This is a genomic window from Streptomyces sp. NPDC030840 (assembly GCF_055572015.1).
Window position 1 is genome coordinate 124,686 of record NZ_JBVIEE010000025.1, and the last position, 21,574, is coordinate 146,259.

The following is a 21,574-nucleotide window of genomic DNA, read 5'->3' on the forward strand; positions in this document are numbered from 1 at the left end:
GGTTCGTTGTGGCTTGTCGCGCAGTTCCCCGCGCCCCCTAAAAGCTCGCGTCCCTCAAAAGCTCGCCCAGTTCCCCGCGCCCCTCAAGAGCACAGGCGCGCCGCCCGTCGCGCCAACGCGCCCCCACCGCGCGCACTCTCCGCACCCTCGCACCACAACGCCCGTGCCGCCCTCACGGCCGGTACGGCGGCGTCACCCCCCACCCCCACCTCGGTACCGGCTGCTCCGCCGGTGGTGCCGCGTCCGGGCCCGAGAAGTACACGGCGAGCCGCGTGCCCCATTCGGCGTAGGCGACGAAGGCCGAGCGGAACTCGGCGTCGGTCGGCAGGCCGGCCTCGTCCGCGGCGTCCTGCAGGAGGTTGACCCAGCGGCGGCGCTGCGGCTCGGTGATGCCCCGGCCCATGTGCTGGGCGACCATGTGTCCGTGGCCGCCCCGGGTCTCCGAGTAGGCGGACGGCCCACCGAAGACCTCGGCGAACCAGAGCGCGACGTGTTCGGCGTGCTCGGGGGCCAGCCCCTCGAACACCGGTGCCAGGAGGTCATCGTGCAGCACCTTGCCGTAGAAGACCTCGGTGAGCCGGGTGAAGGCCTCGGTGCCGCCCGCCCAGGCGTACAGCGTCGGCACGGCCGCGCCCGTGCCGCGTACGACGGTGGGCTTGTAGTGGCGCATCTCCTCGATGTGGGCGACGTACGGCCGGATCTCGGCGAGGAAGTCCTCGAACAGTGCCGACTTCCGGAAGCCCTCAAGGTGGTCCTCGGTCGAGGTCCATGTGATGCGGAGGACGTAGTGCTCGAAGTCCTCCTCGCAGCGGGACAGCTCGTAGTCGACGCACTGTGGTGCCACCGCCAGCTGAGCCGCGGCCTTGGTGTAGGCGGCCAGGAACTCCGCCGACCTGTCCTCGGGGATCCGGTAACGGATGTACTCCACGGTCGATGTGGTCATACGTCCACACAAACACGAACGGCCCGCCGGAAGGAGATCCTCCGGCGGGCCGTCCCGCGGATCAGCGGTCGGCGAACCTCAGCGCCCGCTCACCGCGGTCGTACGGCTCACTTGCCGTAGTACGCGTTGTAGATCGACACCGTCGACTTGTTGCCCTTCTTGTCGGCGATCTTGGCGTGGAACGAGATGCCCTTGCCCTTCGCCGGGTTCTTGACGGTGATCTTGCCGTTGACGACCTTGACCTTGGTCCACTTCTGGCCGTAGTCGTACGACACGTAGACGGTCAGCGACTTGAGGTTGCTGCCCGCGGCCGCGCCCTGGACGGTGACCGGGAAGGTGACCTTCTTGTCCGCCTGAGCGCGGCTCCAGAGGTCGACCGGCGCGTTGAAGCGGGCGGTCGCGACCGGGAGCTTCGTCTCGGAGGCGGTCTTCTTGGACTTGAACTCCCAGCTGGCGTTGACCTGCGTGGAAGCCGCGGACACCTTCACCGACCGCTTGATGGACGTGGTCAGCTTGTAGGTGGCCTCACCGGCCGGGACCTTGAACTCGCCGCCGCCCTCCAGGGCGTCGTCGTTCTCGATGATCTTCGTGCTGTTGCGGTACAGCGTCGACTTCACGGACGTGTACAGCGAGCTTCCGGCGTGGGTCTTGCCGTCGGCGAACATCGGCAGGTAACCGGAGATGGTGTTGCCGTCGCGGGTGACGCCGTAGGAGCCGCCGATGCGAGGACCGAAGACCGCGGTGTTGAAGGTCTTCTCGTAGGTCTTGCCGCCCTTGAACGTCTGCGCGGCACCGAGCGTGTAGCCCGCCTCGACGATCGGCCAGCCGTCCGCGTCGACCCCGCCGGTCTGCTCGAAGTCCAGGCCCCACTTCACGCCGCCCGTGGAGGACAGGTACAGCGTCCGGGTGCTGGGCAGCTTCTGCGGGATGCCGATGGCCGAGGCACCGCCGCTGCCGGGCAGGTAGCCCCAGGCCATGACGGAGCCTTCCTTGTCCCTGCTGGAAGCGCCGAGGTTGACCTTCACCGTGGCCAGCTCGCTCTTCTTCCAGTGCTTGGTGTAGCCGGTGGCGAGCTGCTTGACCTTGGAGCCGCTGACCGCGTCGTACTCGGTCTTGTCACCCTTGGTCCAGTGGCCGTCCCACTGCTGGTACAGCGAACCGTCGGTGATCTGCGGACCGAGGTGGGCGGTGCGGAAGCCCTTGTACGAGTCCAGCCACCAGCCGAACGAGTAGCTGCCGTTCGCCACGTCCACCGTGTAGTCGGCCGACGCGAACTGGGACTTGGCGCCCGACTCGGGCACCGTGATGTCGACCGGCTTGGCCTTGCGGGCGTCCAGCGTGATCGTGGCGTTCTTGGTCACGGACATCTTCGGCTGGGCCAGCCAGTCGGCGCCCTTGGTGAAGTCCTCCGGGTCCGCGTAGAACGAGGAGTTCAGGATGTAACCGCCCTTGGGCACACGGACCTTGACGGTGCCGGAGGCGTCGTACGGGCTGTACCACTTCTCCTGGGCGAGGCCGGAGATGCCCGCCAGGTTGATGCCGTAGTTCACGGCCGGGTTGCCGTCACGGTCGATCGTCTTGAACGTGAGGGTGTACGACTCCACCTCGCGCTGCACGGCCGCGGCGGTGCGCACGGTCTGGCCGCCACCGGTCGCCGTCACGTACGCGGAGTACGCGCCGTCCACGGTGCCGCCCAGCTTGGTGTTGACCGTCAGGTCGACGGAGGCCGTGCCGCCCGCCGGGACCTTCACGGTCTTCTTGGCGAGGGTGAAGAAGCCCTCCGGAGCCGCCTGGCCCTTGGGGTTGGTGCCCGCCACGGACAGGTCGAGGGTGACGTCCTGCGTGCCGGTGTTCTTGTACGTCACCGGCTTGGTGACCGGCGTGTCATCGGTGTGCGGCCACTGCTGCAAACCGAACGTCACCGACACCGGCTCGGCGAACACGGTCTGCTTGATGGCCTTGTCCACCTGGATACGGCCCGAACCCTGCTGGAACGGGGTGTACTTGCCCGCCTTGGTCGACCCCGTGAGGGCGCCCTTGAGCTCGGCGTACGTCCAGTCCGGGTGCTGCTGCTTCAGGATCGCCGCCGCGCCCGCCACGTGCGGGGTCGCCATCGACGTGCCCGAGATCGTCAGGTAGCCGGCCGGGTTCTCCCCGACCTCCTGCTCGATGACGCTGCCCTTGGCCGAGGCGGCGGTGATGTCCACGCCCGGCGCGGTCACGTCCGGCTTGATCTGGCCGTCGAGACCGGGACCGGTGCTGGAGAAGGACGCCAGCTTGTCGCTGTCGTCGACCGCGCCGACGGTGAGCGCGGAGGCGGCGGTGCCCGGGGAGCCGATGGTCTGCTCGCCCCACTCGCCGTCGTTGCCCGCGGCGACGGCGAAGAGGACGCCCTTCTCGGTGGAGAGCTTGTTGATCTCCGCTTCCATCGGGTCGACCTCGGGCGTGTCGCCGCCGCCCAGGCTCATGTTGATGACGTCGGCGCCCTGCGCGACGGCCCATTCCATGCCGGCGATGATGCCGGAGTCGTCACCGGAGCCGTTGTCGTCGAGGACCTTGCCGTTGAGGATCTTCGCGCCCGGGGCCACGCCCTTGTACTTGCCGTTGGACTTGGCGCCCGTGCCCGCCGCGATGGAGGCGACGTGCGTGCCGTGGCCGAACTTGTCGCTCGCGTCCGCGGCCGCGGTGAAGTTCTTGGACTCGATCACCTGGTCCTTGAGGTCCGGGTGGGTGGTGTCCACACCGGTGTCCAGGACGGCGATCTTGGTGCCCTTGCCGTCGTAGCCGGCGGCCCACGCCTTGGGGGCGCCGATCTGCGGTACGGACTTGTCGAGGCTGGCCTTGCGGACGCCGTCGAGCCAGACGTTGGCGATGCCGGAGGCGGTGGTGCCGTCGGTGTCGGTCACCGCGTTCCACAGCTCGGTGGCGTCGTCCTTCGGTGTGAGGACCGCGTCGGCGTTCAGCGTCTTGAGGGTGCGGCGGACGGTGGTGTCACCGGCGTCGCGGACGTCGGCGCGGGCCCCCGTGGCGGCTCCCTTGTAGCCGACGATGACCTTCAGGCCCTTCTTCTGGGCCTTGCGGCTCGCGGACTTGCTCAACTCCGTGATGTCGAACAGCCGCTGGTCCAGCTTGCCGCCGGCTATCAGGCGGGCCGCGTCCGCCGGTATCACGAGGGTGTGGCCGTCGGCCTTGCGCACCTCGACGGGGATCCCGTCGCGGCCCTTCGCGCGCTCGAAGCCGACGGGCTTGCCCTTCACGTCGACCACGACACGGTCACCGGTGATCAGCGTGATGCGGTGCTTGGCCGAGAAGTCGGCCGCCTTCGAGCTGGTCGCGAGGTCGGGCTCCGCGGACGCCGGGCTGGTCATGCCCGCCGCGAGTGCCACGGCCGCGGCCATGGCGATCGAAGCCGTGCTCGCTCTCTTCATTTGTCTGCGCAAATCTCCCCCTGGAGCTGAAGTCCGGGCGACTCAGCAGTTCGCCCGGCCGGGGGAAACTCCGCACACGCATGCGTACGCCCCCCGTACTCAGAAGTATGACGGGGGGCTGACGCGTGCTCAATAGAGAGACTTCTGTGAAGAGTTGACGGTTTCGTTACACCTGTGCTCCAAAAATGACTGAATGCTTGACAGGGAACCGAGCCCCGCCGGTGTGCGCACCGGCGTGCGCGTCACGCACACCGACCAGTCCTCACACACGCGCCCCGGTCCGCTCCTCAGGCCCCCTCCTTCTCCTTCACCGTGACCCTGCCTTTGCGGATCGTCACGACGCGCGGGGCCTTCTTCGCGATCGACGAGTCGTGGGTGACCATGACGAACGTGAGCCCGTGCTCCTTCCACAGGCGCTCCAGGACGTCCATGATCTCGTCGCGCATGGACTCGTCGAGGTTGCCGGTGGGTTCGTCCGCGAGCAGCACCTTCGGCTGCTTCACCAGCGCCCGGGCGATGGCCACGCGCTGCTGCTGACCGCCCGACATCTCCGACGGCAGGTGCCTGAGCCGCTCGCCGAGCCCGACCGACTCCAGCGCCTGGGCGGCCCGTTCACGCCGCTCCCTCGTCCTCACGCCGAGCGGTACGAGCGCCGTCTCGACGTTCTCCTGGGCCGTGAGCGTGGGGATCAGGTTGAAGCTCTGGAAGACGAACCCGATGTTCTCGCTGCGCACCCTGGTGAGCTTCGCCTCGGACAGCCTCGCCAGGTCCGTGCCGTCGAGTTCGACACTTCCGGCGGTGGGCTTGTCGAGCGCGCCGAGCATCTGGAGCAGCGTGGACTTGCCGCCGCCCGTGGGCCCCTGGATGACGAGGCGGTCCCCGTCCGCGATGGTCAGGTCGACGCCGTCCAGCGCGTCGACGGTGTCCTTGCCCCGCGTGTAGCGCTTGGTGACGCCTCTGAGTTCGTACATCGTGCAACTCCTCGGATACGTAAGGGGGTCTGCTGCGTCGGGGCGCCGGCTACTCGACGCGGCGGAGGGCGTCGGCGGGACGCAGCCGGGAGGCACGCCAGCCGCCGAAGGCGCCCGCGACGAGGCCACCGGTGACGGCGAGTCCGACCGCGAGGGCGATGGTGGAGAGGCTGACGGGTGCGGTGAGCGCGACCTTGAGGGCGTCGGTGGCCGCCTGCTGCCGGAAGCCGCCGCCCATACCGCCGGGACCGCCGCCACCGGGGCCGCCGCCCGCAGCACCGCCGGAGGCACCCACCTGCGCCTCAAGGGTGGGGCTGATCGCGGTCACGACGTACGCGCCCGCGAGGCCCAGCGCGATGCCCAGCCCTCCGCCGACGAGCCCGTTGACGACGGCCTCGCCGACGACCTGCCGGGTCACCCGCCCGGACTTCCAGCCCAGCGCTTTGAGGGTGCCGAACTCCCGTACGCGGCGGGAGACGGCCGAGGAGGTGAGCAGTCCGGCGACGAGGAACGCGGCCACCAGCACCGCGAGGGACAGCCACCTGCCCACGTTGGAGGCCAGGTCGGAGGCCGTGGACAGGGAGCCGGAGACGGTCTTGGCGAGATCGGCGGAGGTGGTGACCGTCGTACCCGGGACGTTCTTCTGGATGCCCGACTTGACGGAATCGATCGCCTGCGAGTCCGACACCTTGACGTAGATCGTGGTGACCTTGTCCTTGGAGTCGCTCAGTGTCTGGGCCTGCTTCAGCGGGATGTAGAGGTTGGCGGCGGCGTCCCCGCTGTCCGGGGTCGCGATGCCGATCACCTTGAACTTGGTGCCCTTGATGGTGACGCTGTCACCGACGGCGAGCTTCTTCTCCTTGGCGTACGACCTGTCGGCGACGACCACCTCGGCGTCGGTCTCGGAGGTCTTGAACGTACGGCCACTGGTGATCTTCGAGGAGGTCAGCGGGCCGAGGGCCGGCTGGGTGACGTCCGTGCCGTACACGGAGTAGTTGTTGACCTGGAAGTCGGCGCCGCCGCCCTGGACGCGGCCCTCGGGCTGGCCGCCCTGGCCGCCGCCCGGCTGGCCGCCGCCGTTCTGTCCCTGTCCCGGATCCTGCTGGAACTCGCCCTGCCGGAACTGCCCGCTCACCTTGATCACCCGCAGGCTGAGCCCGCCGACGGCGTCGGAAACCCCCTTCTGGGCACCGACCTTGCTCACGGTGGAGGCCGCCAGGGTCTGGAATCCCTGGACCATCACTCGGTCGCTGCTCTGCTCCTCGTCGGAGTCGTCGTTCCGCGCGTCGAACTCGAACCTGGGCCCCTGGTTCTGGTCGGACTGGGCCTCGGCGGCCTTCGTGACGGTCATGTCCGTGCCCAGTCCGTACAGCGACTGGAGGACCTTGCCCTGCGCCTTCTCCATCCCGGAGGACACGGAGCTGACCACGATGACGAGGGCGATACCCAACGCGAGCCCGGAGGCGACGACGAGGGCCGCCTTTCTGCGGCGGCGCAGTTCGCGCCTCAGGTAGGTGAGGAACATGGCGGCAAGCTAGGGACGTCCCGTGATGAACGGATAAGGCCGCCATAAGAGCTGGATGAGAAGGCTGGGGGTGGGCTTGGGTGGCCGGTGCGTCTCGTCCGCCTTCTTCTGTCTGTGGGCGGCTGCGGGTGCGTTGTGTCTTGGCGCGCTGTTCCCCGCACCCCTGAAAGCCACGGCTGCGGGCGCGTTGCGGCCGGTCGCACAGTTCCCCGCACCCCTGAAAGCCACGGCAGCGAGCGCGTTGCGGCCGGTCGCACAGTTCCCCGCACCCCTGAAAGCCACGGCAGCGAGCGCGTTGCGGCCGGTCGCACAGTTCCCCGCACCCCTAAAGGCCGCGGCAGCGGGCGCGTTGCGGCTTGGCGCGCAGTTCCCCGCGCCCCTAAAGCACGGGCTCGCCCGGCCGGTTTTCAGGGGGCGGGGAAACTGCGCGACCAGCCCATCCACGCCCCGCACCCGGATACCCGCGGGAACCCGGCAGACGCGACGACGGCGGCACCGGCCTCCAAGGGCCCGTGCCGCCGTCGTCGGGAAATCGGTCTCGGTCCGGCGAAGCCGGCCTCAGACCGCCGAACCCGCCTTCCAGGCCGCCCAGTCCATGTTCCAGCCGTTGAGGCCGTTGTCCGGGGCGATCGTCTTGTCGCCGGTGTTCTCGACCACGACGACGTCACCGATGATCGAGTTGTTGTAGAACCAGGCACCCATCGTGTTCGGGTCGTTGGCGCCCTTGGTGTCCGAGAGGCCCACGCAGCCGTGGCTGGTGTTGACGCTGCCGAAGATCGACTTGGCGCCCCAGTAGTTGCCGTGGATGAAGGTGCCGGACGTCGACAGACGCATGGCGTGCGGCACGTCCTTGATGTCGTACTCGCCCTTGCCGTCGTCGTCCGTGAAACCGACCGTCGCGCCGTTCATCCGGGTCTCCTTGAACTTCTCGGAGATCACCATCTTGCCCTCGTACGTCTTGTTCTCGGGCGAACCGGCGGAGATCGGGATGGTCTTGATGACCTTGCCGTCCTGCATGACCTTCATCTGCTTGGTCTGCGCGTCGACGACCGAGACCTGGTTGCGGCCGATCTTGAAGGAGACCGTCTTCTGCTGCACGCCGTACACGCCGTTGGAGCCCTCGACCCCGTCGAGCGCCAGCTTCACCGTGACGGTCGAGCCCTCCTTCCAGTAGTCCTCGGGCCGGAAGTCGAGCCGGTTCGGGCTGAACCAGTGGCCGACGACCTCCTGGCCGGAGCTGGAGGAGACGGTGATCCCCTTCTGCACGGCGGCCTTGTTCGTGATCGCCTTGTCGAAGTTGATCGAGACGGGCATGCCGACACCGACCGTGGAGCCGTCCTCCGGCGTGAAGTAGCCGAGGAAGCTGTTGTTCGGCGAGACGGTGGTGAACGTGGCGTTCTCGTGGGCCGCGCGGCCCTCGGAGTCCTCGGCGGTGGCCGTGATCTTGTACTGGGTGGCCCGCTCCAGCTGACCGCTCGGCGCCCAGCTCTTCTTGTCCGCGGATATCTCACCGGCGACGGCGGTGCCGTCCTCGGTCTCCATCTTGACGGACGTGAGCGTGCCCTTGGCCACGGTGACCTTGGCGGCGTTGTTGATGGACGCGTTGTCGGAGCCGTCCTTCGGCGTGATCTTGATCTCGGCGACGGAGGTCTTCTTGGCCGCCGCCTCGTCGGCCTTGGCCTGTGAGGTGTCACCGCCGCCGGAACCCGATGCCTTGTCGTCGCCTCCGCTGCACGCAGAGAGCACCAACACCCCGCCGAGCAGTGCGGACGCGACCGCGAGGCCCTTGCGCCGCCTACTGTTCGTCATCACACGCTTCTCCATCGTTGCCGAATCCCCAAAGCCCAGAGAAATCCCCGTACGGACTCAAACGCCACGACCGGTTCCTCCCGTTCCACATCCCGCGGATGTGTGGGGCACACCACGCTCGGTCCACGACCGGCTGACTGGTGCTGAGGTGGTCAGTGCGCCTCATGAGACGACAGAACCCCGGGCGGCGGTTGCCGCCCGGGGCTGTGAATCTCACCCGCGGCGCGTCAGCCGGTCCCGTGTTCCTCGTCGTCCTCGTGCACATCATCCTCGTCCAGGCCCCAATCAGGCGAATCAGGGTCGTAGTCGATTTGCTCACTGCTCCAGGACGCCTGGGCCAGATCGACCCCGGGCACCTCGTTGACCAGGTCGAACGGGTCGACGAGGTACGCGAGGGCCTCCGCTGTGTCCCGCGTCACCGCGCTCCCGGCGTGTACCCGTTCGTCCGCCGCCATATCGACGTCGGACTCGATCCGGTCCTGCGCGGCCTTGGTCAGGGCGCCGGCGCTCTCGACCTCGACCACCAATTCCACCCGAAGCCGGATGAACTGTGATGTCTCTGAAGTGCTCATAGGCGGGAGGGTACGTCTCACACCTCCCGTGACTTTCCCGTGACCCGCGCCTTTCACTAACATCGCCCCACACGGCCAATTCGCCAGCTCCACAAGGGGATCGATATTTCGTGTCCGCCGCACGTCGATCGTCGTCCACCGCACGTCGAACGCTGCTGACCGCCACCGCCGCGGGAACCCTCCTCGCCGCCCTGTGGTTCGTTCCGTCCGCCAACGCGACCCAGGACGCGACAGAGCAGCGACAGCTGACGACCATGAGCACGGACACGACGACCGAGACGTCCACGCACGCGGTCACCACCTCCGACTCCTCCCGGTCCACGGGCGCGCGGACCCAACTCGCCGACACCGGCAGCCCCAACACCACGCCGTACCTCGTCGGCGGCACCCTCTTCCTCGGTCTGGGCGCGGGTTTCGTGGCGTACTCGGTCCGGCGGGAGCGTACGGCGCTCTCCTGACCCGCGGGTCCTCTGCCCGTACGCGGAAACCCGTACAGAGGGCCGCGGTGCGTCACACGCCCGCGGCCCCCGTGAGTCACCGAGCGTTCAGGCCAGCGGCCCCGTCACCGGCTCCACCGCCGCGACGAGGTGCCCCTCCCGCACGAAGGCGTCGGCCGCGGCCAGGTCGGGGGCGAGGAAGCGGTCCGGGCCCGGCCCCCCGACGCCCGCCTTGCGGACGGCCTCCAGCACCGCCTGGGAGGCCGGGGCGGGGGTCAGGCCCTCGCGGAGCTCGATGGCGCGCGTGGCGGCGTAGAGCTCGACGGCCAGGACGCGGGCCAGGTTGCCGACGGCCGTGCGGAGCTTGCGGGCCGCGGACCAGCCCATCGAGACGTGGTCCTCCTGCATGGCCGAGGAGGGGATGGAGTCGGCCGACGCCGGGACGGCGAGACGTTTCATCTCGCTCACCAGGGCCGCCTGCGTGTACTGGGCGATCATCAGACCCGAGTCGACGCCCGGATCGTCCGCGAGGAACGGCGGGAGCCCGTGGCTGCGGTTCTTGTCGAGCAGGCGGTCCGTGCGGCGCTCCGAGATCGAGGCGAGGTCGGCGGCCGCGATGGCGAGGAAGTCGAGGACGTAGGCCACGGGGGCGCCGTGGAAGTTGCCGTTGGACTCCACGCGCCCGTCGCGCAGCACCACCGGGTTGTCCACCGCCGCGGCCAGTTCCCGCTCCGCCACCGCGCGCGCGTGGGCCATCGTGTCGCGGCCGGCGCCCGCGACCTGAGGAGCGCAGCGCACCGAGTAGGCGTCCTGGACGCGGGGCGCGCCCTCCTGGTGGTGGCCGGTCAGGCCGGACCCCTTGAGGACCGCGAGCATGTTGGCGGCCGAGGCGCCCTGGCCGGGGTGCGGGCGGATGGCGTGCAACTCGGGGGCGAGCACCTTGTCCGTGCCGAGCAGGGCCTCCAGGGTCAGGGCGGCCGTCACGTCGGCGGACCGGTAGAGCAGCTCCAGGTCGGCGAGGGCCATGACCAGCATGCCGAGCATGCCGTCGGTGCCGTTGAGGAGGGCGAGCCCCTCCTTCTCGCGGAGTTCGACCGGGGCGATGCCGTAGGCGGCGAGCAGCTCTCCGGCGGGCCGTACGGTGCCGTCGGGGCCCTCGGCCTCCCCCTCGCCCATCAGCGTGAGGGCGCAGTGGGACAGCGGGGCGAGGTCGCCGGAGCAGCCCAGCGAGCCGTACTCGTGGACGACCGGGGTGATGCCCGCGTTCAGCACGTCGGCCATGGTCCGCGCGACCTCGGGCCGCACGCCCGTGTGCCCCGAGCAGACCGTCTTCAGGCGCAGGAACATCAGCGCCCTGACCACCTCGCGCTCCACCCGCGGGCCCATGCCGGCGGCGTGCGAGCGGACGATGTTGCGCTGCAGCTGAGCCCGCAGTTCCGTGCTGATGTGCCGGGTGGCGAGGGCGCCGAAGCCGGTCGAGACGCCGTAGACGGGGTCCGGCTTGGCGGCGAGGGCGTCCACGATGTCGCGGGCCGCGGCGAGCGCCGCCACGGCCTCCTCGGAGAGCTCGACCCGGGCGCCGCCGCGCGCCACGGCGACGACGTCGGCCGTGGTGACACCGGACGTGCCGAGCACCACCGGGTCCACAGAGTGCATATCCATATTCAGGATCGTAGGGACTGAATCGCCGAATGTCACGACCGGTTCGGGGAAGAGCTCCTTACAAAGCGGGGCGGCCCAAGGAGCTCACTCCGGTCGGCGTCCGCGGATGCGGCGCCGCTCCCCCGAGGCCGCGTCGGCGGCCGGAGGCCGGTCGGCGAGGCGGACCACCGGGTCGTCCGGCCCCGCACGGCCCGCCACGACCGGTCTCGGGGAGCCTTCCGCCTTCGCCCGGTACTGCGCGGCGTCCGCGAGGCGGAACAGCCGCCGCGGCGACCGTACGGCACCGATCGGGTCCTGCGTGGAGGCCACCCCGCAGGCGACGCCCTCGCCGAGCTCCAGCTCCGCCGCCCGGCGGCAGAGTTCGTCGGCGACCTTGACCACCTCGTCCGCCTCGGGCCCGGCCGCCAGCAGACAGAACTCGTCGCCGCCGAGCCGCGCCGCCAGGGCGCCCGGCAGCATCGCCCCGCACAGCGACATGACCGACCCGAACCTCTCCAGCAGACGGTCGCCGACCGCGTGCCCGTGCGTGTCGTTGACCCGCTTCAGCCCGTTCAGATCGCAGACCACGAGGCTGACGACCGTCCCGTCGGCCTTGTGCTGCTCCACCGCCTCACCCAGCCGGACATCGACGGCACGGCGGTTGGCGAGCCCGGTCAGCGGGTCGGTGAACGCCAGCCTGCGGGCCTCCTCCAGCCGCTCGGACTGTACGATCCCGGCCGCGACGACGGCCGCGAGCACGGTCGCGAACTCCGCGTCCCGCGTACGGAACACCGCCGCGCCCGCCGGACGCGCGACATACAGCTCGCCCCACGCGCGCCCGTGCAGCACGACCGGGGCGATCACGCAACAGCCCCGGCCGCGCCGGCGCAGAGCGGCGACGCGCTGGTGGCAGTAGAGGTCCGCGTCGGGCCGCCCGTCCGGGCCCTCGACCGTCTCGACCCAGGCGCTGGGCCCGATCCCGCCCGCCCAGCGTTCGTGCAGGAACTCCGTGATCTCCGGGAACTGGTGCACGGGGTAGGACTCGCCGTCGGGGAACTCCTCCTCGTCCGGGGCCAGCTTCCCCACGTTGACGAGCACCTTCAGCCTGCCCAGGTCGCGCTCCCACACCGACAGCGCGGCGAAGCTCCCGGCGAGCGCACGGCACGCGCCCGAGGCCGCGGCGTGCCACGCCTCCCGCGGCGTGTGCGCGGCGGCCATCCCCTGCGCCAGCGCCACCACGGCCCGCAACCGCTTGTCCTCACCCATCACTCCAGGCTAGGTAGTTTTGTGGCGTTTCGGGGTATTGGTATGGCCAGCCGTGGCCAGCCGTACGGACGGGCCGTGCGCGGTTCGGGCCGTGCGCGGTTCGGGCCGCCGTCCACCCTCCTACTCGCCCGGCCACTCCGGCGGCCGCTTCTCGTTGAACGCCGCCACGCCCTCCGCCCGGTCACCCGAGAACGCGACGGACCGCCACGCCGCGTCCTCGACCTCCAGCCCCGCCCGCAGATCCAGCCCGTGCCCGAGACGCAGGGCGCGCTTGGCGGCACGCAGGCCGACGGGCGAGTTGGCGGCCATCCGGGCGGCGAGGTCCAGCGCCCGCGTACGGTCCTCCCCCTCGTCCACCAACTGGTCGACCAGCCCGAGCTCCCGCGCCTCGACGGCCTCCAGGCGCCGCGCGGTGAAGATCAGCTCGGCGGCGCGCGCGGCCCCGACCCGGCGCGGCAGCAGCTGCGTGCCTCCCCCGCCCGGGATCACCCCCACCGACACCTCGGGCAGCCCCACCACGGCCGTACGGTCCGCCACGATCACGTCGCACGACAGCGCCAGCTCGAAGCCGCCGCCCAGCGCGAACCCGTGGACGGCGGCGACGGTGGGCATGGGCAGCTCCAGGACGCCCGTGTACGCGGCGCGCGCCACGGGCCGCTGACGCACCAGGTCGGCGTCGCTGAGCGAGTTCCGCTCCTTCAGGTCGGCGCCCACGCAGAAGGCACGCTCATGGGTGGAGGTCAGCACGACCACGCGGGCGTCCCGGTCGGCGGCGAGGGCCTCGCAGGCGCCGGCGATCGAGCGGGCCATGTCGGTCGAGACCGCGTTCATGGCCTTGGGCCGGTCGAGGACGAGTTCCGCGACATGGCCGTGCCGCCGCACGACGACGTACTCCCCGAAACGCCGCTCGTCCCCTTGCTCCACCATGACGCCCTCCGGTTAACGCGGGTTAACTTCCGACGTCCCCGATCATCGCAGCCCGCTCCCCTCGGGGGAAGTGCGGACGGGTCACCCCGATCGGGTGACATCCCCTCCGTCTCCCACCTCCTGTTCCGCCCGGGCGCATACCGTGCGCACGCACAGCGCGACGGGGCGCGGAGCGCTTCGGGAAGGAACGGGCCATGACACAGACCGCCACCAGGGCAGCGGCACGGGACGCCGAGGCCGGGGCCGACGTCCTGCCCGATCGCCCTCGCGCGCGCCCCGCCCGCGGACGGCACCGCAAGCCCCGGCCACGACGCACGCTGCTGGCGGTGGGCGGGCTCGCCCTGGCGGCGGGGGCGCTCAGTCTCGCGCGACTGGTGCCCGAGTCGGTCGGCCCGGGCGGCACCGGAGCCACGGAGACGGAGCCGAGGGCCGCCTCCGACGGCGTCCCGGAGGGGACGGCCAACGCGGCGGCGACAATGGGCGCCGCACCACCCCCGGCGGGTGCGGCGGGCCCCGGCGCCACCGCCGTGCCGGGAGCCGGGAGCGGGGCGCCCTCCGGCGCGACGACGGTGGTGGTCCCGTCGTCACCGGTCAGGTCGCCGGTCCCCGCCGCGACGGACCGGTCCGCCGACTCGGCCGGCCTCCCCACGGCCCCCGTCACCGCCGACGCACCGGCCCCGGCGGCCACCGCATCCGCCGCGTCCCGGCCCGCGCCGAGCACGACCGCCCGGGCTCCGTTGCCGGACCGGCCGGACGTGCGGGATGAGGGGGACCAGCGGGATGAGGGGGACCAGCGGGATGAGCCGGACGAGCAGGATGACCGGGACGCATGCGTCCCGGTCATCGGGGTGTGTGTCGGCGCGCCCCTGGCTGTCGAGGAGCGGGCCCGAGGTCATTAGGGCGCGGGGCTGCCACGTCATGCGGCTCCGCCGCGGGGCGCGTCCGCCCGGGGAGGGCAGCGGGGACGGCGCCGGGGACAGAGCCGGCCTGCTCGGCCGAGCGCTAGGCGGGCGGGTTGGCGCGGCGCGTGAGCAGCCACGGCTCGACGACGCCGAGCCCGCGCACCGGCCGCTGCCACATCGGCTGGAGCGCGAAGCGGTAGGACGGCGGCTCCTCGCCCTCCTTCTCGGCGGCGGCCGCGGCCTCGGCGGCCTCCGCCTCGGAGGCTGGGGCGTCACCGGTGTGGATGACCTCCTCGGCGAACGCGGAGTCCACCAGGACCGTGTCCTTGGGGGCTATGGACGTCAGCCGTGAGGCCAGGTTCACCGTCGTACCGAAGACATCACCCATCCGGGTGGTCACCGTGCCGAACGCGATGCCGACGCGCAGTTCGGGCATCGTCTCGTCGTTCGCCATGGTCTCGATGAGCCGGAGCGCGATCTCGGCGGCGATGCCCGCGTCGTCGGCCGCGTACAGCACCTCGTCGCCCAGGGTCTTGATGAGCCGGCCGCCGTGCGCGGCCACCAGGTCGGCCGCCGTGGTCTCGAAGGCCTCGACGAGTTCGCCCAGTTCCTCCTCCTCCATGCGGCGGGTCAGCCGGGTGAAGCCGACGAGGTCCGCGAAGCCGACCGCGAGGCGCCGGTCGACCATCTCCTCGTCGTCGGCGGTCTGCACGACGCGGCCGGTCGCGGCGGCGAGCTGGCGTCGCCAGACGTAGACGATGAACTCCTCCAGTTCCGGCAGGAGCAGCTCCACCAGGGGATACGTGACCTCGGTGCGCGTCATGCCCGGTTCCGGCGGCTCGGTGAGGCCCTCCAGGAAGGAGTCGATCTGCCACTCGGCCAGCCGGGCCGTGGTCTGACCGGTCGAGCGGGCCACCTGCACCGCCATCGCCTCGCTGAGCAGCCCCGCCTCCACGAGACCGGCGAGCCGCCGCAGGGCGAGCACGTCGGCCTCCGTGAGCGCCTTGGCCTGGCCGATGTCGGCGAAGCCCATGGCCCGCCAGAAACGGGACGCCAGCTCCATGGAGACGCCGGCGCTGCGGGCCGCCTGGAACGGGGTGTAGCGGCGCTCGGCGCCGAGGATGAGCGATTCGATGCGCAGTGCCAGGGGGTTCTCGGCGGGCTCGTCGCCCTGCCCGTCGGACCGGTGCGTCGCGTCCACCCGCCCCCGCGGTTCGGCCCGGTCGGCCGACGCGTCGCCGGGAGCCCCGGCGGTACGGTCCGGATCACCGTCGGGAGCGGGGTGTGCACCCGTGCCGGAGCCCGTGTCGTCGACGGTCACGCCTGCTGCCCTTCCGATCTGTCACGGCCAGGTATCGACCGGCCTCAACTCTACGGCAGGTGTGCGCTGGCTCACTCCTTTGCCGTACGCCAGGACCCCGTCCCGGCTAGGGGTCCGGGGGTTACCCCCGGGTCAACACAGCACGGCAGGTGTGCGTCGGCTCACTCCTTTGCCATACGCCAGGACCCCGTCCCGGCTGGGGGTCCGGGGGTTACCCCCCGGGTCAACACAGCACGGCAGGTGTGCGTCGGCTCACTCCTTTGCCATACGCCAGGACCCCGTCCCGGCTAGGGGTCCGGGGGTTACCCCCGGGTCAACACAGCACGGCAGGTGTGCGTCGGCTCACTCCTTTGCCGTTACACCTAAACCCCCTCCGTTGTCGTGCGCCGGCGCCCCCTCCCGGCTGGTCGGCCGGGGGTTCCCCCGGGTCGTACGACTTGATCGTCCTCAGCGTTCACCGGGCCACTCCGGGTACCCAGCCGTCCCACCAGTCACTCGGGTCGCAGATGGACGATGTCGCCCGCCCCCACCGGCTCCTGCACGCCCTCCCTCGTGGCCAGCACCAGGCGCCCGTCGCCGTCCACCGCGACCGCCTCTCCCACGAGCGACCGGTCGCCGGGAAGTTCGGCGCGGACCGTGCGGCCCAGGGTGGCGCAGCCCGCCGCGTACGTCTCCTGGAGGCCGCTGACGGCGGGGTCGCCTCCGGCTTCACGCCACTTGCCGTACCACTGCTCCAGCGAGCGCAGAACGGCCCGCAGCAGCGGGTCACGGTCGGTGTTCGCGGCGCCCGCCAGAAGGAGGGAACCCGCGGTGGGCACGGGCAGCTCCTCCTCGCCGAGCGTGACGTTGATGCCGATGCCGACGACCACGCCGTCCGCGCCCGCGCGCTCGGCGAGGATGCCGCCGGCCTTGCGTTCGTCGCCGCCCACCGTCACCAGCAAGTCGTTGGGCCACTTGAGTGCCGTGTCCACGCCGGCCGCGCGGGACAGGCCCGTCGCCACCGCCACCCCGGTCAACAGCGGCATCCAGCCCCAGCGCCGCACGGGCACCTCGGCCGGCTTCAGGAGCACCGAGAAGAAGAGGCCGGAGCGCGGCGGGGCGGTCCAGACCCGGTCCAGACGTCCGCGGCCCGCGTTCTGTTCCTCGGCGACGAGGATCGCGCCCTCGGCCGCCTTGCCCGCCTCGGCGAGGGCCACGAGATCGGAGTTCGTGGACCCCGTCCGCTGCACCACGTCCACCCCGGACCACAGCCCGCCCGCGCGCACCAGCGCGCGGCGCAGCGCGGTCCCGTTGAGGGGAGGGCGGCCCAGATCGGACCAGCGGCCGCCACCCGGACCCTCGCCCTGGCCGCCGTCGTCGTACGCGTCTGATGCATCTCTCGGGGTCATGAAACCCACCCTAGGTGTGGTCAACGCCGCACTGCCGAACCGTAGGCCCAGCACTACGCTACGGATGAGTAGCCATCCACACTTCTGAGCACGTCACTGAGTAATCGCCGAGCACATCACTGAGCACGTCACCCTCACGTCCCCATTGAGCAGGCAGGGAGCCGCATCCCGATGTCCGAGCCGGAAGAGCGCCAGACGGTCGAAGAGATCGACATCCACACCACCGCGGGCAAGCTCGCGGATCTCAGGCGCCGCATCCATGAAGCGACGCACGCCGGCTCCGAGCGCGCGGTGGAGAAGCAGCACGCGAAGGGCAAGCTGACGGCCCGTGAGCGGATCGAACTGCTTATGGACGAAGGCTCCTTCGTGGAGTTCGACGAGTTCGCCCAGCACCGCTCCACCGACTTCGGGCTGGAGAAGAACCGTCCGTACGGAGACGGTGTCGTCACCGGCTACGGCTCGGTGGAAGGCCGACCGGTCGCCGTCTTCTCGCAGGACTTCACCGTCTTCGGCGGCGCGCTGGGCGAGGTCTTCGGGCAGAAGATCATGAAGGTGATGGACTTCGCGCTGAAGACGGGCTGCCCGGTCATCGGCATCAACGACTCCGGTGGCGCCCGTATCCAGGAGGGCGTCAGCGCGCTCGGCATGTACGGCGAGATCTTCCGCCGCAACACCCACGCCTCCGGTGTGATCCCGCAGATCAGCCTGGTCGTCGGCCCGTGCGCGGGCGGCGCGGTCTACTCCCCCGCCATCACCGACTTCACGGTCATGGTCGACCAGACCTCGCACATGTTCATCACCGGCCCCGACGTCATCAAGACGGTCACCGGCGAGGACGTCGGCTTCGAGGAGCTGGGCGGCGCCCGCACCCACAACTCCACCTCCGGCGTGGCCCACCACATGGCGGGCGACGAGAAGGACGCCATCGAGTACGTCAAGCAGCTGCTGTCGTACCTGCCGTCCAACAACCTCTCCGAGCCCCCGGCGTTCCCGGAGGAGGCGGACCTCTCCCTCACCGAGGAGGACCGCGAGCTCGACACGCTCGTCCCGGACAGCGCGAACCAGCCGTACGACATGCACACGGTGATCGAGCACGTCCTGGACGACAGCGAGTTCTTCGAGACCCAGCCGCTGTTCGCGCCGAACATCATCACCGGCTTCGGCCGCGTCGAGGGCCACCCCGTGGGCATCGTCGCCAACCAGCCGATGCAGTTCGCCGGATGCCTCGACATCGACGCCTCCGAGAAGGCCGCGCGGTTCGTGCGCACCTGCGACGCCTTCAACGTCCCCGTCATCACCTTCGTGGACGTCCCCGGCTTCCTCCCGGGCGTCGACCAGGAGCACACCGGCATCATCCGCCGCGGCGCCAAGCTGATCTACGCCTACGCGGAGGCGACCGTCCCGCTGATCACGGTCATCACCCGCAAGGCCTTCGGCGGCGCCTACGACGTCATGGGCTCCAAGCACCTCGGCGCCGACCTCAACCTCGCCTGGCCGACCGCCCAGATCGCCGTCATGGGCGCCCAGGGCGCGGTCAACATCCTGCACCGGCGCACCATCGCCGCCACCTCGGAGGAGAAGCGCGAGGACGTGCGCTCCCGCCTGATCCAGGAGTACGAGGACCGGCTCCTCAATCCCTACGCGGCGGCCGAGCGCGGCTACATCGACGCGGTGATCTTCCCGTCCGACACCCGCTCCCACATCGTGCGCGGCCTGCGTTCCCTGCGTACGAAGCGGGAAAGCCTGCCCCCGAAGAAGCACGGCAACATCCCCCTCTAGGCCTCAGGAGCCTGCTATGACGATCAAGGTCGTACGGGGCAATCCGACCCCGGAGGAGCTGGCCGCCGCACTGGCGGTGGTCCGGGCGCGCGCCGCGGCGGCGGCCTCCGAGCCGTCCGGCGCGCCCCGCCCCCGCGACTCCTGGGCCGACCCCTCGCGCATCGCGGCGCACCGCCTGCCCCAGCCGGGGCCGACGGCGTGGGGACGCACCTACTGGCCCGGCTAGACCGCGCTTCGAAAGGGGCCGGGCCGTGACGTCAGCGGCCCGGCCCCGGCCGCGCGCGGGGACACGCGTGCCCGGGGCCGCGTAGTCCCCACGGACCGCGCAAGTTGAGTACGCGTACTCAGGCGCCGGAACGAGAGCTACCGCAGCATCGGTTACATGCTGTGGTCCGACCCCGAGAACGAGCCGCCCAAGGAACTGCGAGACACGCAGGACATGATGCGGCGGCTCGGTGTCCTGGTGGCACTGGCCATGGTCCTCGCGATGCTCGTGCTCGGAGTGAGGTGAGACGGCACCCCCGGCGGTGACCCGGGCCGCGCCGATACCCTGGCCGCATGACTGATCAGCCGCGCCGCCGACTCGTGCTCGCCTCCCAGTCCCCCGCCCGGCTGGGCCTGCTCCGCCAGGCCGGGCTCGATCCCGAAGTGATCGTCAGCGGCGTCGACGAGGACGCCGTGACCGCGCCCACCCCCGCCGAACTCGCGCTCGCGCTGGCCGAGGCGAAGGCGTCTGTCGTCGCGGCGAAACCCGAGGTCAAGGGCGCCCTGGTGATCGGCTGCGACTCGGTGCTCGACCTCGACGGCGAGGCCCTCGGCAAGCCCGCGGACGCGGAGGAGGCCACCGCGCGCTGGAAGTCGATGCGCGGCCGCGCGGGCACCCTCCAGACCGGACACTGCGTCTGGGACACCGCGAGCGGACGGTACACCTCCGGTACCGCGTCCACCGTGGTCCGCTTCGGCGAGCCGACCGACGAGGAGATCGCCGCGTACGTCGCCTCCGGTGAACCCCTCTATGTGGCCGGGGCCTTCACGCTCGACGGCCGCTCGGCTCCGTTCATCGACGGCATCGACGGGGACCACGGCAACGTCATCGGGATCAGCCTCCCGCTGGTACGGCGGCTGCTGGCCCAACTGGGCGTGGGCATCACCGAGTTGTGGACGCCCAGGGAGGGGTGACCCTAGCGCGGCGACCGGGAGCCCGGCAGAGGGGGCGCGCGGTCAGGCAGGCGCGCGGTCAGGGAGTGCTGGGCGCCGGGGGCGTGACCGGGGCGGGTTCGCCGTTGCCCGGGGATTTGTCGCCGGAGGAGCCGTCGCCGGGAGCCCGGCCCTCTCCCCCGCCGCCGTCGGGACCGCCGCCCGCGTCGCCCTCGGGGACCGCGCCCTCCGGGCCCGCCTGACGGTCGTACGTCATCAGCGTGAGCAGGACCAGTCCGAGCACGACCATCAGAGACGCGAACGCGCCCCAGCCCACCAGGCCCACGGCGAACGCGCCGAGCAGGCCGTGCACGACGGCCGCGCTGATCAGCAGGATGCGCCAGACGCCGGTGGCGGGCCGGTCCCGCAGGGCGACAAGCAGCGCGGCGAGACCGCACACGGCGAAGTAAAGACCGAAGACCACGCCGCCGGCCTTCGAGGAGGTCGACATCGCGGCCGGGTCGAGCCCGGCGAGGGACATGTCCTGGCGGTCGACCACGATGCCGAGGAACCAGTTGAGCCAGGCGATGGCCCCCGCCTCCACGAAGAGCACGATCGCCGTGACCACCGCCACCGGTCTCCGTATCACCGGTCCCACCCCATTTCCGCTGTGCCGTCCGCCGCCTGGAGCACGCGACGCCCGTTACCGCCAGTACCGTCCGGACATCGCGAACGCTACTAACGGGTAAACCCGAGGACAAGGGTTCCCGCGCGGGCAAAGAACCATTGGGCCATTAGTAGGGATTCCACAAAGAAACCGATCGTGGCGCAGCGCGGCTTCATAGAGACCTTGACCACATCAGAGGGCTAGGGTTTTCCGGTGGAGTCCTGCGCGGTGCGGTGCGACAAGGGATTTCGCGGGTTGAGCGAGCCTCCACTCACGCTCCGTGTGGGCAAGCTCACCATTGAGGACGGGTCGAAACGCCGTGTCGGCAGTCCCTAAACTCGGCTTGTTTCAAGGAGAGGGAGCCATCGTGCGCAAGGTGTTGATCGCCAACCGTGGCGAAATCGCTGTCCGCGTCGCCCGGGCGTGCCGGGACGCCGGGATCGCGAGCGTCGCCGTGTACGCCGAGCCGGACCGGGACGCCCTGCACGTCCGCGCGGCGGACGAGGCGTTCGCCCTGGGCGGTGACACCCCCGCCACCAGCTACCTGGACATCGCCAAGGTGCTGCAGGCGGCCAAGGACTCCGGCGCGGACGCCATCCACCCCGGTTACGGCTTCCTTTCCGAGAACGCCGACTTCGCCCAGGCGGTCCTGGACGCGGGCCTGATCTGGATCGGCCCGCCGCCGCAGGCGATCCGCGACCTCGGCGACAAGGTCGCCGCCCGTCATATCGCCCAGCGCGCCGGTGCCCCGCTGGTCGCCGGCACCCCCGATCCGGTCTCCGGGGCGGAGGAGGTCGTGGCGTTCGCCGAGCAGCACGGTCTGCCGATCGCGATCAAGGCCGCCTTCGGCGGCGGCGGCCG

At 70.9% G+C, this 21,574-nt stretch carries 19 protein-coding genes; 7 read left to right on the plus strand and 12 right to left on the minus strand.

Going from position 1 to position 21,574, the window contains the following annotated elements:
* Nucleotides 1-172: 172 nt before the first annotated feature.
* From ACZ49J_RS37590 to ACZ49J_RS37615, 6 genes are all read right to left on the minus strand, one after another.
* A complete protein-coding gene (locus ACZ49J_RS37590; protein ID WP_467450588.1) occupies nt 173-943 on the minus strand; it encodes a globin domain-containing protein in 771 nt (256 codons plus the stop codon).
* A gap of 107 nt (nt 944-1,050) precedes the next feature.
* The gene (locus ACZ49J_RS37595; RefSeq protein WP_467450589.1) at nt 1,051-4,371 is read right to left on the minus strand and encodes a S8 family peptidase; all 3,321 of its coding nucleotides are present in this window, start codon (nt 4,369-4,371) and stop codon (nt 1,051-1,053) included.
* Between the two features lie 287 nt (nt 4,372-4,658).
* Nucleotides 4,659-5,342, minus strand: coding sequence for an ABC transporter ATP-binding protein (locus ACZ49J_RS37600; RefSeq protein WP_467450590.1), 684 nt, complete (start codon nt 5,340-5,342; stop codon nt 4,659-4,661).
* A gap of 49 nt (nt 5,343-5,391) precedes the next feature.
* Nucleotides 5,392-6,867 (minus strand): ABC transporter permease, encoded by a 1,476-nt coding sequence (locus ACZ49J_RS37605; RefSeq protein ID WP_467450592.1) that lies wholly within the window; start codon nt 6,865-6,867, stop codon nt 5,392-5,394.
* A 558-nt stretch (nt 6,868-7,425) separates the two neighbouring features.
* Nucleotides 7,426-8,691: a L,D-transpeptidase gene (locus ACZ49J_RS37610; RefSeq protein WP_467450594.1), complete on the minus strand. Its 1,266-nt coding sequence runs from the start codon at nt 8,689-8,691 to the stop codon at nt 7,426-7,428.
* A 212-nt stretch (nt 8,692-8,903) separates the two neighbouring features.
* Nucleotides 8,904-9,248: a hypothetical protein gene (locus ACZ49J_RS37615; protein ID WP_467450595.1), complete on the minus strand. Its 345-nt coding sequence runs from the start codon at nt 9,246-9,248 to the stop codon at nt 8,904-8,906.
* A 110-nt stretch (nt 9,249-9,358) separates the two neighbouring features.
* Between ACZ49J_RS37615 and ACZ49J_RS37620 the strand changes: the two genes are divergently transcribed.
* Complete coding sequence (locus ACZ49J_RS37620) at nt 9,359-9,706, plus strand: hypothetical protein (protein WP_467450597.1); 348 nt, start codon at nt 9,359-9,361, stop codon at nt 9,704-9,706.
* 87 nt (nt 9,707-9,793) lie between these two features.
* Here ACZ49J_RS37620 and hutH read toward each other — a convergent pair whose 3' ends face one another.
* The 3 genes from hutH to ACZ49J_RS37635 form a co-directional block, all read right to left on the minus strand.
* Nucleotides 9,794-11,332, minus strand: coding sequence for a histidine ammonia-lyase (gene hutH, locus ACZ49J_RS37625; RefSeq protein WP_467450645.1), 1,539 nt, complete (start codon nt 11,330-11,332; stop codon nt 9,794-9,796).
* A gap of 99 nt (nt 11,333-11,431) precedes the next feature.
* A complete protein-coding gene (locus ACZ49J_RS37630; protein ID WP_467450599.1) occupies nt 11,432-12,592 on the minus strand; it encodes a GGDEF domain-containing protein in 1,161 nt (386 codons plus the stop codon).
* A 120-nt stretch (nt 12,593-12,712) separates the two neighbouring features.
* On the minus strand, nt 12,713-13,519 hold the full coding sequence (locus ACZ49J_RS37635; protein ID WP_467450602.1) for an enoyl-CoA hydratase/isomerase family protein: 807 nt from the start codon (nt 13,517-13,519) through the stop codon (nt 12,713-12,715).
* Between the two features lie 194 nt (nt 13,520-13,713).
* Between ACZ49J_RS37635 and ACZ49J_RS37640 the strand changes: the two genes are divergently transcribed.
* Nucleotides 13,714-14,418: a hypothetical protein gene (locus ACZ49J_RS37640; protein ID WP_467450605.1), complete on the plus strand. Its 705-nt coding sequence runs from the start codon at nt 13,714-13,716 to the stop codon at nt 14,416-14,418.
* 103 nt (nt 14,419-14,521) lie between these two features.
* Here ACZ49J_RS37640 and ACZ49J_RS37645 read toward each other — a convergent pair whose 3' ends face one another.
* Nucleotides 14,522-15,742 (minus strand): adenylate/guanylate cyclase domain-containing protein, encoded by a 1,221-nt coding sequence (locus tag ACZ49J_RS37645; protein WP_467450607.1) that lies wholly within the window; start codon nt 15,740-15,742, stop codon nt 14,522-14,524.
* A 491-nt stretch (nt 15,743-16,233) separates the two neighbouring features.
* On the minus strand, nt 16,234-17,130 hold the full coding sequence (locus ACZ49J_RS37650) for a biotin--[acetyl-CoA-carboxylase] ligase (RefSeq protein ID WP_467450609.1): 897 nt from the start codon (nt 17,128-17,130) through the stop codon (nt 16,234-16,236).
* A gap of 171 nt (nt 17,131-17,301) precedes the next feature.
* Here ACZ49J_RS37650 and ACZ49J_RS37655 point away from each other — a divergent pair, with 171 nt between their 5' ends.
* The 4 genes from ACZ49J_RS37655 (at nt 17,302) to ACZ49J_RS37670 (ending at nt 20,088) form a co-directional block, all read left to right on the plus strand.
* On the plus strand, nt 17,302-18,909 hold the full coding sequence (locus tag ACZ49J_RS37655; protein WP_467450610.1) for an acyl-CoA carboxylase subunit beta: 1,608 nt from the start codon (nt 17,302-17,304) through the stop codon (nt 18,907-18,909).
* A 16-nt stretch (nt 18,910-18,925) separates the two neighbouring features.
* Nucleotides 18,926-19,135 carry an acyl-CoA carboxylase subunit epsilon gene (locus tag ACZ49J_RS37660; RefSeq protein ID WP_467450612.1) on the plus strand — a complete coding sequence of 70 codons (210 nt, stop codon included), beginning with the start codon at nt 18,926-18,928 and terminating at the stop codon, nt 19,133-19,135.
* A gap of 156 nt (nt 19,136-19,291) precedes the next feature.
* On the plus strand, nt 19,292-19,420 hold the full coding sequence (gene mmpB / locus ACZ49J_RS37665; RefSeq protein ID WP_467450613.1) for a morphogenic membrane protein MmpB: 129 nt from the start codon (nt 19,292-19,294) through the stop codon (nt 19,418-19,420).
* A gap of 47 nt (nt 19,421-19,467) precedes the next feature.
* The gene (locus ACZ49J_RS37670) at nt 19,468-20,088 is read left to right on the plus strand and encodes a Maf family protein (protein WP_467450616.1); all 621 of its coding nucleotides are present in this window, start codon (nt 19,468-19,470) and stop codon (nt 20,086-20,088) included.
* Between the two features lie 58 nt (nt 20,089-20,146).
* Here the strand turns inward: ACZ49J_RS37670 and ACZ49J_RS37675 are convergent, their stop codons facing one another.
* The gene (locus ACZ49J_RS37675; protein ID WP_467450617.1) at nt 20,147-20,704 is read right to left on the minus strand and encodes a hypothetical protein; all 558 of its coding nucleotides are present in this window, start codon (nt 20,702-20,704) and stop codon (nt 20,147-20,149) included.
* Nucleotides 20,705-21,080: 376 nt separating this feature from the next.
* On the opposite strand from ACZ49J_RS37675, the gene ACZ49J_RS37680 reads away from it, so the two are divergent.
* Nucleotides 21,081-21,574 (plus strand): biotin carboxylase N-terminal domain-containing protein (locus ACZ49J_RS37680; protein WP_467450619.1); only part of this gene is annotated, 494 nt, incomplete at its 3' end.

Bases quoted from the DNA above. Each gene is read 5' to 3' on its own strand.
- ACZ49J_RS37590 (WP_467450588.1), bottom strand. From the start codon at position 943: ATGACCACATCGACCGTGGAGTACATCCGTTACCGGATCCCCGAGGAC.
- ACZ49J_RS37595 (WP_467450589.1), bottom strand. From the start codon at position 4,371: ATGAAGAGAGCGAGCACGGCTTCGATCGCCATGGCCGCGGCCGTGGCA.
- ACZ49J_RS37600 (WP_467450590.1), bottom strand. From the start codon at position 5,342: ATGTACGAACTCAGAGGCGTCACCAAGCGCTACACGCGGGGCAAGGAC.
- ACZ49J_RS37605 (WP_467450592.1), bottom strand. From the start codon at position 6,867: ATGTTCCTCACCTACCTGAGGCGCGAACTGCGCCGCCGCAGAAAGGCG.
- ACZ49J_RS37610 (WP_467450594.1), bottom strand. From the start codon at position 8,691: ATGGAGAAGCGTGTGATGACGAACAGTAGGCGGCGCAAGGGCCTCGCG.
- ACZ49J_RS37615 (WP_467450595.1), bottom strand. From the start codon at position 9,248: ATGAGCACTTCAGAGACATCACAGTTCATCCGGCTTCGGGTGGAATTG.
- ACZ49J_RS37630 (WP_467450599.1), bottom strand. From the start codon at position 12,592: ATGGGTGAGGACAAGCGGTTGCGGGCCGTGGTGGCGCTGGCGCAGGGG.
- ACZ49J_RS37635 (WP_467450602.1), bottom strand. From the start codon at position 13,519: ATGGTGGAGCAAGGGGACGAGCGGCGTTTCGGGGAGTACGTCGTCGTG.
- ACZ49J_RS37640 (WP_467450605.1), top strand. From the start codon at position 13,714: ATGACACAGACCGCCACCAGGGCAGCGGCACGGGACGCCGAGGCCGGG.
- ACZ49J_RS37650 (WP_467450609.1), bottom strand. From the start codon at position 17,130: ATGACCCCGAGAGATGCATCAGACGCGTACGACGACGGCGGCCAGGGC.
- ACZ49J_RS37655 (WP_467450610.1), top strand. From the start codon at position 17,302: ATGTCCGAGCCGGAAGAGCGCCAGACGGTCGAAGAGATCGACATCCAC.
- ACZ49J_RS37660 (WP_467450612.1), top strand. From the start codon at position 18,926: ATGACGATCAAGGTCGTACGGGGCAATCCGACCCCGGAGGAGCTGGCC.
- mmpB (WP_467450613.1), top strand. From the start codon at position 19,292: ATGCTGTGGTCCGACCCCGAGAACGAGCCGCCCAAGGAACTGCGAGAC.
- ACZ49J_RS37670 (WP_467450616.1), top strand. From the start codon at position 19,468: ATGACTGATCAGCCGCGCCGCCGACTCGTGCTCGCCTCCCAGTCCCCC.